A 12947-nucleotide genomic window follows, 5' to 3' on the forward strand; every position below is an offset into this window, starting at 1 on the left:
GAACGACGGTACTTCAACCGGGCCCAGCGCCGGGCGATCACCGCCCGGGACGGCGGCTGCATCATCCCCGGGTGCAAGGCCCCGGCGCACTGGGCCGAAGTGCACCACGTGAAGCCCTGGGCGAAGGACGGGCCCACGACCGTCGACAACGGGGTCCTACTGTGCTGGTTCCACCACCACAGCATCGATACCTCCGGGTGGGAGATCCGAATGGTGAAGGGCTCACCGCAGGTGCGGGCCCCCGGGTTGATCGATCCGCAACGGCTCTGGCGGCCGCCGAACAGGCACCGCGCCCACCAGGTCCTCACCGGACCACCCAACCGCGACTGACCAGGCGCGACCGCCCGGCATTGAACCGTTGAAGCCTTGAACCGAACACCACAACGGAGCGACCGCGGCCCCTCATGTCGGAGCACAGCCGCTCGGACTACCCCTAGGAGAGCTTGAGGATGGGGTGGAGTCCCCGCGCGGTCTCCTGGGCCCCTGGCAGGCCGGTGAGGGCCAGCCAGTTGGCAAGCATGAGGTAGCCGCCCTCGGTCAGGACCGATTCCGGGTGGAACTGCACGCCGAGAATCGGAGCGGATGCGTGCCGCAGCCCCATGATCACCCCGCCAGCCGTCCGCGAGGTCACGACAAGGTCGCTCGGAACGGTGGAATCGACGACGGCGAGCGAGTGGTACCGGGTCGCCGTGAAGGGCTGCGGAACGCCCGCGTAGAAAGCGCTGTCGTCGTGCGTGACCTGGCTCGTCTTGCCGTGCATGAGCTCCTCGGCGTTCGTCACCGTGGCCCCGAAAGCCTCCGCGATCGCCTGGTGCCCCAGGCACACGCCGAAGAGCGGCGAGCCGGCCTCGAACGCGGCCAGCACGACTGCGATGGAAACGCCCGCGTCCGCAGGCTTCCCCGGCCCCGGCGAGAGCAGCACACCGTCGAATTCGGCGATGCGCGCTGCGGCGTCCTCTGGTGGAAAGGCGTCGTTTCGCACGACCTCGGTCTCAGCTCCGAGCTCCATCAGGTAGCCGTTGAGCGTGTAGACGAAGCTGTCGTAGTTGTCGATCACGAGTATGCGGGTCATGGGGTGCCGACCGTCGATTCCTGGCTATTGACGATGGTGTCCACCCACGGGAAAACCCACGTGGCGAGGACGAAGAGGACAAGAGCGATGAGCACCAGCACCTGGAGGATGCGGAGCCAGAGCGGGCCGGGGAGGACCCGCCACAGTGCTGCGTACATATGAGCCTCCTAGCCCGCGGCCTGGGCTGCGATGATGGCGGCGAGTTCCGCGGGCGGGCCGGCCGAGATCGGCTGCCAGGAATCGAAGACGCCGTAGGCGATGATGCGTTCCGCCGTCGAATAGAGCGGATTGCAACTCGTGAGGGTGATGATGCGATCGGTCGCGGTGGCCCCCGGCGCATGCGGGACTGCGGCGAGCACGCCCACGTCGGTCGGTTGCACGTATTCCAGGTCACGGAACCGGTACGTGTAGTAGCCGTCGGCCGTCTGCACGAAAATGGGATCGCCGAGCTGAAACTCGTTGATCAGGTGCATGCCGCCGCCATTGGCGCTGCGGTGAGCGGCCACGACGAAGTTCCCGACCTCGCCGGGCATCTGAGTGCCGGGGTAATGCCCGATGCCGAGGCGTGGACTGTTGAGCACGTTGTGGCCGACGCCCTCAGCGATGGTGCGCGAGTACGCGGCGCCATAGCGGGGCACATACAGCACGGCGAACGGCTGCGCCTCCCCCGGGGCGACGCTGACGACGGGAGTCCCGAAGCCCGGCGTCTGGACGGGAACGGCCGTCGGCGTGTTCGTGGCGGTCGGCGCTGGCGTCGCGCTGGCCGCCTGTGCGTCGCCGATCCACTGCTGGCTGATCTGGTTGGCCGCACTCGCCTGTTCCCCCGCAACGACGAGGTCGTTCCACCACAGTTGCCAGGCGATGAAGAGGAAAACGAGAACGCCACCCGTGATGAGCACTTCACCGATGACACCGATCACACTCACCGGCCTGCGGCGCCGGGAAGCGCGCCGCTCGCGGCGACTCTCCGCTGGCGCAGCGGGCGGGGTGGCGTCGGACATGGTTCCGATTCTAATCGGCAGTGGTGGCCGGCAGGCCCTGGAGAGGTCGCCTGATGGGCAATGGCGCTAGAATCGCAGGCATGGCACGAACGAATCCCCGCACCAAGCCCGCCCGCACCGAGGTCGTTCGCTCTGGCGAGGACGCCCCGAACGCCGTCTGGTTCAAACCAGTCATGTTCGGCTTCATGCTCATCGGACTGGCATGGATCATCGTCTTCTACGTGAGCCAGGGCACCCTGCCGATCGCCGGCCTCGGCTCCTGGAACATCCTCGTTGGATTCGGGATCGCCTTCGTCGGCTTCCTGATGACGACCCGCTGGCGTTAACCTCTCGGTTACCCCCCTTTTGGGGGTCAATTACACCGGTGTAATTATCCCCAGTTGTGGACAGACCTGTGGATAACTTTCAGCCCAGGAACTTGACGAAACTCAGGGCGACGAGCACGATCGCGAAGGCCGCGACAAGCCAGTTCTGCAGCGACTGGTGCTTGCTGCGCCGAGTCTGCACGTAGATCAGGCCGAGGATCGCACCGCCGATCAGGCCGCCGACATGCGCCTGCCAGGCAACATTGAGGTTCGGCAGGAAGCCGATCACGAGGTTGATTCCGACCAGGATCAGCAATTGTGTCGAGTTGCCTCCGAGGCGCCTCTGAATTACCAGGAACGCGCCCATCAGGCCGAAGATCGCACCGGATGCCCCGACGACCGGTGTGAGCGGACCAGCGAGGAACAACACCCCGAGCGAACCGGCGAGGCCGCTCAGCAGGTACAGGGCGAGGAATCGACCGCGGCCGAGCATCCCCTCGAGGATCTGGCCGAATATCCACAGTGTGTACATGTTGAGAAGCACGTGGAAGATGAAGCCGGTCGAGTGGACGAAGACACTGGTGAGCATCCGCCATGGCTCGAAACTGCCGGGGTACGAGTAGATGCCCGCATAGAGCAATGCGCTCGTCACGTCGAATCCCGGGACGAGCTGCAGCAGGAACACGGCGAAGGTGACCCCGATGATGCCGTACGTGACGACGGGCCCACGGCTCGAGGAGATGCGGGTCAGCAGGGCCGGGCGGGTGCGCGGGGCGTTCTGCCGCTGCTCCTTCATGCACTCGGGGCAGATCACGCCGACGGCGGCCTGTGTCTGGCACTCCGGGCAGATGGTGCGGCCGCAGCGCTGACAGAGGATGAAGCTTTGCCTGCCCGGATGCCGATAGCAGAAATTGGCTGCGGATCCGGGCAGGTCAGTCATTCGAAGTGGGCCTAGACCTGCTCGACGGTGACGGACTCGATGACGACCTCGGTGAGGGGACGGTCACGGCCATCGGTCGGCACGGTGGCAAGCTTCGCGACGATGGCACGGGAGGCCTCGTCCTCGACTGCGCCGAAGATGGTGTGCTTGCCCTGCAGCCACGTGGTCGGGACGACAGTGATGAAGAACTGCGACCCGTTGGTGCCGCGGCCGCCCTGGATGCCGGCGTTGGCCATCGCGAAGACGTACGGCTGGGTGAAGTCGAGGTCGGGGCTGATCTCGTCGTCGAACTGGAAGCCGGGGCCACCGGTGCCCTGGCCGAGCGGGTCGCCGGCCTGGATCATGAAGTCCTTGATGATGCGGTGGAAGACGGTCCCGTCATAGAGGGGAGTCTTCGAGACCTTGCCAGTGCCGGGGTGCTTCCATTCGATCTCGCCGGTGGCGAGGCCCACGAAGTTCTTCACCGTCTTCGGCGCGTGGTTGCCGAAGAGGTTGACCTTGATCGGTCCGAGCGATGTATTGAGCGTTGCGACGGCGGTGTGCTTTGACATGGGGTCAATTCTTGCACAGGCGCGAAGACGGATCCTGACCGTCCACGCCATCCGAAGCCCTCTTGCGGTATTGCGTGGCAAGATGGATGGTGTTCGCCACATGACATCGATGGAGGGTCCAGATGAGCCTGTCACGCAAGCGCCGCAAGGAACTTACGAAGCTGCGCAAGAGCGCAGACGAGTTGTGGAACCACCAGCAGGAGGTTCTCGATCGGGCAAACGTGCTCGCACGTGATGCCGCACACCAGGCGGGGGTGCTCACCCGCGAGGAAGTCGTTCCCCGTGTCCGCGACAGCTACGACCAGTTGGTACGCCCGAAGATCCAGGCAACGCAGGATCTCGCAGAGGATGTGCGCAGCCAGGTCGTCACGAAGGTGCTTCCCGGCATCGGCACTGCTATCGGCACCGTCATGAGCGTCGGAGACGTCGCCAGGGATGCCCGCGTTCGTGCGGCCCTGAGCCGCCTGCACTTCCAGCAGCCCGTTGTGATCGAGAAGAAGGGCCCGGGGGCCGGCGCATACATCGCGCTCGGTGTCGCCCTGGCCGCCGCCGCAGGAGTCGCATACGCCGTCTGGCAGACGTTCCGCGCCGATGACGAGCTCTGGGTCGCCGACGACGAGCCCAAGAACGCATCGTCCGTCGAGTCGTAACAGACAGACAGAGACACAAAGAAGGCCCGCATCCACTGGATGCGGGCCTTCTGTCATTCTCGTGCAGGATTCATTCTCGTGCAGGATTCATTCTCGTGCAGGATTCATTCTCGTGCAGATTGTGGAGCCACGGGGAATCGAACCCCGGACCTCCTGCTTGCAAAGCAGGCGCTCTACCAATTGAGCTATGGCCCCGTACATTCACGGGGGTGATGGCCGGAACGGCCGGTACTTCTTATAACTGCGACTGCATAAAACTGTAACTGCGTGGGGATACCGGGATTTGAACCTGGGACCTCTTCATTATCAGTGAAGCGCTCTAACCAACTGAGCTATATCCCCCTTATTGGGCAGATTTGAGACTACCGGAAACCTCCGGTTTCTCCCAATCGAGCAGCCGATTCGTTTCGGATGCTGCCCGATTGGGAGGCGGTGACGCGGGTGGAGCGGGTGACGCGGGTGGAGCGGGTGGAGAAGGTCGAGCTAGTTGTTCGTGAAGCCGACGAGCAGTCCGCCGGTGATCTTCACGCTCAGGTTGTACAGCACGGCGTAGACGGCACCCAGGGCCGTGATGACGACCGTGTTCAGCACCGCCACGACGACAGCGAAGCCCATGACATTACCGATGGACAGGATGCTGGCCAGATCGGAGGAAGACCCCGCGATATCGGCGTACAGCGCGTCGATCTTGCCGAAGATCCCGGTGCCGTTGAGCACCGTGAAGATCAGGAAGGTCGCGACGATGGTCACGATGCCGAGGCACAGGGCGATCAGGAACGACAGCTTCACCGCCGACCAGAAGTCGATGTACACCAGCTTGAGCCGCACCTGCTTGGTTGTCACAGTGGGCCTCCGGCCGGACTTCTTGGCAAGTTTCTCAGCAACACTACTCATCTAACGGTTCTTCCTCTCCCGAATCGCTCTCCGGCTCGTCCGCAGTTTCCTCGACGATCAGGTTACGTTCGGAGTTCTTCGCAATGGCGATGATCCGGTCTTCTTCCGCAAACTTAGCGAAGACGACGCCCATCGTGTCCCGTCCCTTGGCAGGGACTTCTGCGACGTCAGAGCGTACCACCTTGCCACTGGCAAGGACCACGAGTACTTCGTCCTCGTCATCCACGATAAGGGACCCGACGAGGTCCCCGCGATCATCGTTGAGTTTCGCGACCTTGATACCGAGTCCGCCACGGTTCTGCAGGCGGTACTGATCGGCCGCGGTGCGCTTGGCGTATCCGCCCTCCGTCACGACGAACACGTAGCCGTCGTCGGAGACAACGGATGCGTCGAGCAGCCGGTCATCCCCGCGGAAGTGCATCCCGATCACGCCGGAAGTGCTGCGGCCCATCGGCCGGAGGGCTTCGTCGCTCGCGGTGAACCGGATCGACATTCCCTTCCTGGACACGAGCAGCAGGTCCGAGTCTTCCTCCACGAGCAGCGCGGAGACGAGTTCGTCGCCCTCGCGCAGCTTGATCGCGATGATTCCGCCGGTACGGTTCGTGTCGTACTCGCTCAGGGCCGTCTTCTTGATCAGGCCGTCGCGAGTGGCGAGCGTGAGGTACTGGGCCGCCCCGTAGTCGCGGATGTCGAGGATCTGCGCGATCTCCTCGCCCGGCTGCAGTGCGAGCAGGTTGGCAACGTGCTGGCCCTTGGCGTCGCGACCGGATTCCTGGGCCTCGTACGCCTTGGCGCGATAGACCCGGCCGGTGTTCGTGAAGAACAGCAGCCAGTGGTGGGTGGTCGTGACGAAGAAGTGCTCCACGACGTCGTCCGCGCGCAGCTGGGCACCCTTGACGCCCTTGCCGCCGCGGTGCTGGTTGCGGTAGTTGTCGCTGCGGGTGCGCTTGATGTAGCCGCCGCGCGTGACGGTGACCACCATCTCCTCTTCGGGGATGAGGTCCTCGACCGACATGTCGCCGTCGAAGCCGAACATGATCTCGGTCCGCCGGTCGTCGCCGAATTTCGTGGTGATCTCGGTGAGTTCGTCGCTGATGATCGTGCGCTGGCGCTCCGGGCTCGCGAGGATCGACTGGAACTCGACGATCTGCAGCTCGAGTTCGGCGGCCTGGTCGATGATCTTCTGACGCTCCAGGGCCGCGAGGCGTCGCAGCTGCATGGTCAGGATGGCGTCGGCCTGGAGCTTGTCCACGTCCAGGAGGTCCATCAGGCCGGTGCGGGCGTCGTCGACGGTCAGAGACCGGCGGATGAGCGCGATCACCTCGTCGAGGGCGTCGAGGGCCTTGAGGTACCCGCGCAGGATGTGCGCATCCGCTTCGGCCTTGTTGAGCCGGAACTGGGTGCGCCGCACGATGACGTCGACCTGGTGGTCGACCCAGGCGGAGACGAAACCGTCGAGGGGAAGCGTGCGCGGCACCCCGTCGACGATCGCGAGCATGTTCGCGCCGAAGTTCTCCTGCAGCGGGGTGTGCTTGTAGAGGTTGTTCAGGACGACCTTCGCGACCGCGTCGCGTTTGAGCACGATCACGAGGCGCTGGCCGGTGCGGCCGGAGGTCTCATCGCGGATGTCGGCGATGCCACCGATCTTGCCGTCCTTGACGAGGTCGGCGATCTTGATCGCGAGGTTGTCCGGGTTGACCTGGTACGGCAGCTCGGTGATCACGAGGCAGGTGCGACCCTGGAGCTCTTCGATGCTGACGACGGCCCGCATCGTGATGGACCCGCGACCGGTGCGATAGGCATCCTGGATGCCCTTGATCCCGAGGATCTGGGCGCCGGTGGGGAAGTCTGGTCCCTTGATCCGCTGGATGAGGGCTTCCAGAAGCTCCTCGCGGGTCGCGTCCGGGTTCTGCAGGTACCAGAGGGCGCCGGCGGATACCTCGCGCAGGTTGTGCGGCGGGATGTTGGTGGCCATGCCGACGGCGATGCCGACCGAACCGTTGACGAGAAGGTTCGGGAAGCGCGAGGGGAGCACGGTGGGTTCGAGCGTGCGGCCGTCGTAGTTGTCCTGGAAGTCGACGGTGTCCTCGTCGATGTCGCGCACCATTTCGAGGGCGAGCGGGGCCATCTTCGTCTCGGTGTACCGCGGGGCGGCAGCGCCGTCGTTTCCGGGGGAGCCGAAGTTTCCCTGCCCCAGGGCGAGCGGGTACCGCAGGCTCCAGGGCTGCACCAGCCGGACGAGGGCGTCGTAGATGGAGGAGTCACCGTGGGGGTGGAACTGACCCATCACGTCGCCGACGACGCGCGCGCACTTGCTGAACGCCTTGTCCGGGCGGTAGCCGCCGTCGAACATGGCGTAGATCACGCGGCGGTGCACGGGCTTCATGCCGTCACGCACGTCGGGAAGCGCACGCCCGACGATGACGCTCATGGCGTAGTCGAGGTAGGAGCGCTGCATCTCGAGCTGCAGGTCGACCTGGTCGATCTTGCCGTGCTGCTCGAGATGAGCCGCCTTCGCGGCGGCCTCCGCTGCGGTCTCTTCGTTGGTCGTGTTGTTGGTGGTGTCGTCAGATGTCAAGGAAACGCACGTCCTTCGCGTTCTTCTGGATGAAGTTGCGGCGGGACTCGACGTCCTCGCCCATCAGTGTGGAGAAAATCTCGTCGGCAGCCGCTGCGTCGTCGAGCGTGACCTGGAGCAGCGTGCGGGTCTCAGGCGCCATCGTGGTTTCCCACAGCTCCTTGTAGTCCATCTCGCCGAGGCCCTTGTAGCGCTGGATGCCGTTGTCCTTGGGGATCCGCTTGCCCGCAGCAGCGCCGTCGGCGAGCAGCGCGTCGCGCTCCTTGTCGGAGTAGACGTATTCGTGCGGGGCATTCGTCCATTTGAGCCGGTACAGCGGCGGCTGCGCGAGGTACACGTAGCCGAGGTCGATGAGCGGCCTCATGTACCGGAACAACAGGGTCAGCAGGAGGGTCGTGATGTGCTGGCCGTCGACATCCGCATCGGCCATCAGGACGATCTTGTGATAGCGCACCTTGTCCGGGTTGAATTCCTCGCCCATGCCGGCGCCGAACGCCGTGATCATGGCCTGGACTTCTGCGTTGCCGAGGGCACGGTCGAGCCGGGCCTTCTCCACGTTCAGGATCTTCCCGCGAAGGGGCAGGATCGCCTGGTATTCCGGGTTCCGGCCCTGGACGGCGGAGCCGCCGGCCGAGTCACCCTCGACAATGAAGATCTCGGAGAGCGACGGGTCCTTGCTCTGGCAGTCCTTGAGCTTGCCCGGCATGCCGCCGCCCTCGAGGAGGCCCTTGCGTCGGGCGGTTTCGCGCGCCTTGCGGGCCGCCATCCGGGCGTTCGAGGCCTGGAGGGCCTTGCGGATGATCTCCTTGGCCGAGATCGGGTTGCGGTTGAACCAGTCGGAGAGCTGGTCGTTGGCGACCTTCTGCACGAAGGACTTCGCCTCTGTGTTGCCGAGCTTCGTCTTGGTCTGGCCCTCGAACTGCGGTTCGGCGAGTTTGATCGACACGACGGCGGTCAGGCCTTCACGCACATCGTCGCCGGTGAGGTTGTCGTCCTTTTCCTTGAGGATGCCCTTTTCCCTCGCGTACTTGTTGACGAGGGTCGTGAGCGCTGCGCGGAAACCCTCTTCGTGGGTGCCGCCCTCATGGGTATTGATCGTGTTCGCGTAGGTGTGGACGCTCTCCGTATACGCGGTGGTCCACTGCATGGCCACTTCGAGCGCCATCTTGCGTTCGTGGTCTTCGAACTCGAAGGAGATGATCTCTTCGTTGACGAGTTCGGCCTTCTTGGCACGGTTGAGATACTCGACATAGTCGACGAGTCCCTTCTCGTACATGAAGGTCTTGTGTATCGGTGCGCCCTCTGCGTCGAGGTGCTCCGGTCGTTCGTCGGTGAGCGTGATGGTGAGCCCCTTATTAAGGAACGCCATCTGCTGGAAACGGGCCCGCAGGGTTTCGAAGTCGAAGTCCGTGGTCTCGAAGGTCTCGGCGCTCGGCCAGAACGTGATCGTCGTTCCGGTCTCGTCCGAGGCTTCGTCCTGGCTCAGCGGGGCGAAGGGGACACCGTCGTGGAAACTCTGCCGCCACACGTGGCCCTGGCGACGAACCGCGACGTCGAGCCGGGAGGACAGCGCGTTGACCACGGAGCTGCCGACGCCGTGGAGGCCGCCGGAGACTGAATAACCGCCGCCGCCGAACTTTCCACCGGCGTGGAGCACGGTCAGGACGACCTCGACCGTCGAACGGCCCTCCGCCTTGTGAATGTCGACGGGGATTCCTCGCCCGTTGTCGGCGACGCGCACGGCTCCGTCGGCGAGGATCTCGATGCCGATCGTGTCGCAGTGTCCCGCGAGGGCCTCGTCCACCGAATTGTCCACAATCTCGTAGACCAGGTGGTGCAGACCTCGGGGGCCGGTCGACCCGATATACATACCGGGGCGCTTCCGAACGGCTTCAAGTCCTTCGAGGACCTGGATATCGTCGGCGCCGTATCCATGCTCCGGCTCGATCAATGGTTCGACTGACATCTGTTATGGAGCTCCTGACCGTCGCGCGGGCGACCCTTGAGTCTACCAAACAGGGCATGGTCTCCCGGCCATAAACGGGGATCTGACGCGTTTTGCCTAGTCGGTTGACCTGTTTTGGCTCCCTAGCCGTAGGTATCGCGTGGACCGCGCCCTGGAATTGATCTGGGACCCTTTTTCCAGGAGGGAGCGTTGGGTCCCTGAAAACGGATTGACAGGATGCCCGCGTCCGGATACCGGACGGAGATGTGCGTCATGATTTCGACACGCATCATGCGCAGCTGAGTCGCCCACGCCGTCGACTCGCAGTGCACGGTCAGGACGCCCTCGTCGATGCCGGCGGGAGTGGAGTGTTTCGAGGTTTCCTCACCGGCGAGTTCGATCCAGGATGCGAGCAGTTCCGACTGCGCGAGGGGTGAGTTCCAGCCCAGTTGCAGGGTCAGGGAGTCGATTGTGTCCCCGAGGCCACGCGGATCGCGGCCGATGCCGAACGGGACACTCGAGCCGGTGTCGTCCCGCACCCGGCGCCTCGCCCTGACACGCTTCGCGTTCGGGTCGCCGAACACGTCCTTGAAGCGCAGGTAGACCCGTGCTGCCTCGCTCTGCTCAGCCATCGATGACCTCCCCGGCGTGGATGTGAATCGTGTGCGCGGCCAGTTGCTTGGGGACATCCTCGAACACGGCTGCCGTGATGAGCACCTGGTCGAATCCCAGGACCGCGGCTGCGAGGCGGCTGCGGCGCGATTGGTCGAGTTCGGCGAAGACGTCGTCGAGGATGAGGACAGGATCCCCACTCGAGGAGTCCCTGCGCAGGAGTTCGGCGGCTGCGAGCTTGAGCGCGAGGGCGAACGACCAGGATTCGCCATGGCTCGCATACCCACGCGCCGGCAGGGCATTGAGCATGAACACCACATCGTCGCGATGCGGTCCGACGAGGGTCATCCCGCGGTCGAGTTCCTTCCTGCGCACACCGGCCAGGGATGCACGGAACAGGTCGGCGGTCGCCCCTGCCTCCTTCGCTCCGGCATCATTCGTGCCGACCGATGCTCCGGAGGGAGTGTCCTCCTCGCTGCCGAGGGTGTCATCCAGTCCGAGGATACTGAGTGCGCCGAGCAGGGCCGGCCCGTGATCGGCGCCGACGACGGCCTCATATGCAGTGCGGAGGGGTGTGCCGAGCTCTTCGACGAGCTTCGCCCGCTCGTCGATGATCTCCGAACCGAATTCCACGAGACGGTCGTCCCACACTTCGAGGGTTCCGAGCTGGGTTGTGCGCAATCCGGACGCCCTCGCCGATTTCAACAGGGAATTGCGCTGCCGGAGCACCCTGTCGTAGTCGGCGAGCACACCGGTGAGACGCGGAGACCGGAGGACGAGCAGCTGGTCGAGAAAACGGCGTCGTCCAGACGGGTCGCCGCGGACGAGCGCGAGGTCTTCCGGAGCGAACAGGACGCTCGAGAAATACCGCGGCAGTTCCCTCGTCTTGATCACCGAACGGTTGATCTGCGCCCGGTTCAGTCCCGAGCGGTTGATCTGCACTTCGGCGAGGAGGTCCCGGCCGTTGTACTCGAGTTTGGCCCGGATGATCGCGGATTCCTCGCCGGACCTGATCATCGCGGCCGTCGTCGACACCCGGTGCGAACCCAGTGTGCTCAGGAAGCCGAGGGCCTCGACCAGGTTGGTCTTCCCCTGGCCGTTGCTCCCGACGATGAGGTTCGGTCCCGGCTGGAACGGAACCTCGACCTGCGCATAGTTGCGGAAGTCGGTCAGGGACAGGTGAGTTACCCGCACCGGAGTTCTTAGCGCAACAGCAGGTTCGGCTGGAGCAAGTACTTGTAGCTGTCAGCTCCCGGCTGGTCGCGCGAACTCTGGCTCGTGATCAGGACAGGGCCCGGCTTGTTCGGGTTTTCCGTCTTCGTGAAGGAGATCCGCACGAATTCCGAGTGCACGGCCGTGAGGCCGTCCAGCAGGAATTGCGGCTTGAGGGAAACAACGGTTTCGACGCCGGACAGGATCGCATCGACGGATTCCTTGGCCTGTGCCTGTTCGGAACCGACCGCTTCGAGCGTGAGTCCCTCGGTCGTGAAGGAGAAACGCAGCGCAGCCTCGCGTTCGAGTACGAGAGCGACACGGCGGGTGGCCTCGATCAGTTCCGCGGTATTCATCACGGCGTAGTTGTCGACCTGGTCGGGGAACAGCCGGCGAACCGGCGGGTAGTTGCCCTTGATCAACAGGCTTGTGACGGTCTTCTTGTCGGCGGTGAATGCGATCAGTTCTCGATCGTCGGTGTTGGTGATCGCGACGGAGATCGTGCCGCTGTGTCCGAAGGTCTTGCCGACTTCCTGCAGGGTACGTGCGGGTACGAGCGCGGTGATGGTGTCTGTCGCGACCATCGTTCCGGGGTCCCAGTCGATTTCTCGCACGGCGACACGGTAGCGGTCTGTCGCGACGAGGCTCAGGCTGTTTTCGGAAATCTGCAGCTGGACACCCGTGATGACCGGCGTGACGTCGTCACGCGATGCGGCGACGGCGACCTGGGCGACGGCAGCGGCGAAATCTTCGGCGGGAACCAGGCCGGCCTGGCCGCTGACGACCGGGATGCTTGGATATTCCTCGACAGGCATGGACAGGAGCGTGAAGCTCGCGGTTCCACAGCTGACCGTGATGCGGGAGTCCTTGGTCACGAATGTGACGGGGGCGTTCGGCATCCGGCTGGCGATCTCGGCGAGGAGGCGACCGGACACGAGAACCCGTCCGGTCTCTTCGACCTCGGCGGCGATTTCGGTTTGCGCGGACACCTCATAGTCGAATGACGAGAGGATCAAGCCGGTCGCTGTTGCTTCGATCAGCACACCGCTCAAAATGGGCAGCGTGGTGCGCTGGGGAAGGAGTTTGACAGCAAAAGAAACGGCTTCGCTGAAAACGTCCCGGTTGGCCTGAAATCTCACGAAGTCACTCCTGTCGGTCGGAGACCTGTTTGGCCTCAATGGTAGTCG

General features: G+C 64.3%; 14 protein-coding genes and 2 tRNA genes. 3 read left to right on the forward strand and 13 right to left on the reverse strand.

Annotated elements, in window-relative coordinates:
• The coding region (locus QN357_RS01030) for an HNH endonuclease signature motif containing protein (protein ID WP_323504291.1) at window positions 1-330 on the forward strand (330 nt) is incomplete at its 5' end.
• A gap of 103 nt (window positions 331-433) precedes the next feature.
• Here QN357_RS01030 and QN357_RS01035 read toward each other — a convergent pair.
• Genes QN357_RS01035 through QN357_RS01045 form a run of 3 tightly spaced genes read right to left on the reverse strand, consistent with a single transcriptional unit; the run spans window position 434 to window position 2073 of the window.
• Window positions 434-1072 (reverse strand): anthranilate synthase component II, encoded by a 639-nt coding sequence (locus tag QN357_RS01035; RefSeq protein ID WP_322136868.1) that lies wholly within the window; start codon window positions 1070-1072, stop codon window positions 434-436.
• A complete protein-coding gene (locus tag QN357_RS01040; RefSeq protein WP_166787341.1) occupies window positions 1069-1230 on the reverse strand; it encodes a hypothetical protein in 162 nt (53 codons plus the stop codon). The genes QN357_RS01035 and QN357_RS01040 overlap by 4 nt, the downstream gene beginning before the upstream one ends.
• Before the next feature lie 9 nt (window positions 1231-1239).
• On the reverse strand, window positions 1240-2073 hold the full coding sequence (locus tag QN357_RS01045) for a class E sortase (RefSeq protein WP_241985065.1): 834 nt from the start codon (window positions 2071-2073) through the stop codon (window positions 1240-1242).
• An 80-nt stretch (window positions 2074-2153) separates the two neighbouring features.
• On the opposite strand from QN357_RS01045, the gene QN357_RS01050 reads away from it, so the two are divergent.
• Window positions 2154-2399, forward strand: a complete 246-nt coding sequence (locus tag QN357_RS01050; RefSeq protein ID WP_134448576.1) for a cell division protein CrgA — start codon at window positions 2154-2156, stop codon at window positions 2397-2399.
• 79 nt (window positions 2400-2478) lie between these two features.
• Here QN357_RS01050 and QN357_RS01055 read toward each other — a convergent pair whose 3' ends face one another.
• Both QN357_RS01055 and QN357_RS01060 read right to left on the reverse strand, forming a co-directional pair.
• The gene (locus QN357_RS01055) at window positions 2479-3318 is read right to left on the reverse strand and encodes a rhomboid family intramembrane serine protease (RefSeq protein WP_134448574.1); all 840 of its coding nucleotides are present in this window, start codon (window positions 3316-3318) and stop codon (window positions 2479-2481) included.
• Between the two features lie 11 nt (window positions 3319-3329).
• Complete coding sequence (locus tag QN357_RS01060; protein ID WP_134448572.1) at window positions 3330-3869, reverse strand: peptidylprolyl isomerase; 540 nt, start codon at window positions 3867-3869, stop codon at window positions 3330-3332.
• Between the two features lie 122 nt (window positions 3870-3991).
• On the opposite strand from QN357_RS01060, the gene QN357_RS01065 reads away from it, so the two are divergent.
• A complete protein-coding gene (locus QN357_RS01065; protein WP_134448570.1) occupies window positions 3992-4519 on the forward strand; it encodes a hypothetical protein in 528 nt (175 codons plus the stop codon).
• A gap of 122 nt (window positions 4520-4641) precedes the next feature.
• Here QN357_RS01065 and QN357_RS01070 read toward each other — a convergent pair.
• The 8 genes from QN357_RS01070 to dnaN all read right to left on the reverse strand — a co-directional run bounded on the left by QN357_RS01070 (window position 4642) and on the right by dnaN (window position 12899).
• Window positions 4642-4714, reverse strand: a tRNA-Ala gene (locus tag QN357_RS01070).
• A 73-nt stretch (window positions 4715-4787) separates the two neighbouring features.
• Window positions 4788-4861, reverse strand: a tRNA-Ile gene (locus QN357_RS01075).
• A gap of 141 nt (window positions 4862-5002) precedes the next feature.
• Window positions 5003-5413 (reverse strand): DUF3566 domain-containing protein, encoded by a 411-nt coding sequence (locus QN357_RS01080; RefSeq protein ID WP_134448568.1) that lies wholly within the window; start codon window positions 5411-5413, stop codon window positions 5003-5005.
• Window positions 5406-7898, reverse strand: a complete 2493-nt coding sequence (gyrA, locus tag QN357_RS01085) for a DNA gyrase subunit A (RefSeq protein ID WP_322189891.1) — start codon at window positions 7896-7898, stop codon at window positions 5406-5408. The genes QN357_RS01080 and gyrA overlap by 8 nt, the downstream gene beginning before the upstream one ends.
• An 82-nt stretch (window positions 7899-7980) precedes the next feature.
• Entirely contained in the window at window positions 7981-9957 is a 1977-nt protein-coding gene (gyrB, locus tag QN357_RS01090) for a DNA topoisomerase (ATP-hydrolyzing) subunit B (RefSeq protein ID WP_134448566.1), read from the reverse strand.
• A 122-nt stretch (window positions 9958-10079) separates the two neighbouring features.
• A complete protein-coding gene (locus QN357_RS01095) occupies window positions 10080-10568 on the reverse strand; it encodes a DUF721 domain-containing protein (protein ID WP_134558118.1) in 489 nt (162 codons plus the stop codon).
• Window positions 10561-11742 (reverse strand): DNA replication/repair protein RecF, encoded by a 1182-nt coding sequence (recF, locus tag QN357_RS01100; protein ID WP_134448562.1) that lies wholly within the window; start codon window positions 11740-11742, stop codon window positions 10561-10563. The genes QN357_RS01095 and recF overlap by 8 nt, the downstream gene beginning before the upstream one ends.
• Window positions 11743-11750: 8 nt before the next feature.
• Window positions 11751-12899: a DNA polymerase III subunit beta gene (gene dnaN / locus QN357_RS01105; protein WP_134448560.1), complete on the reverse strand. Its 1149-nt coding sequence runs from the start codon at window positions 12897-12899 to the stop codon at window positions 11751-11753.
• Window positions 12900-12947 lie beyond the last annotated feature (48 nt).

Source organism: Cryobacterium sp. RTC2.1, from assembly GCF_035018685.1.
Lineage (GTDB): Bacteria > Actinomycetota > Actinomycetes > Actinomycetales > Microbacteriaceae > Cryobacterium > Cryobacterium glucosi.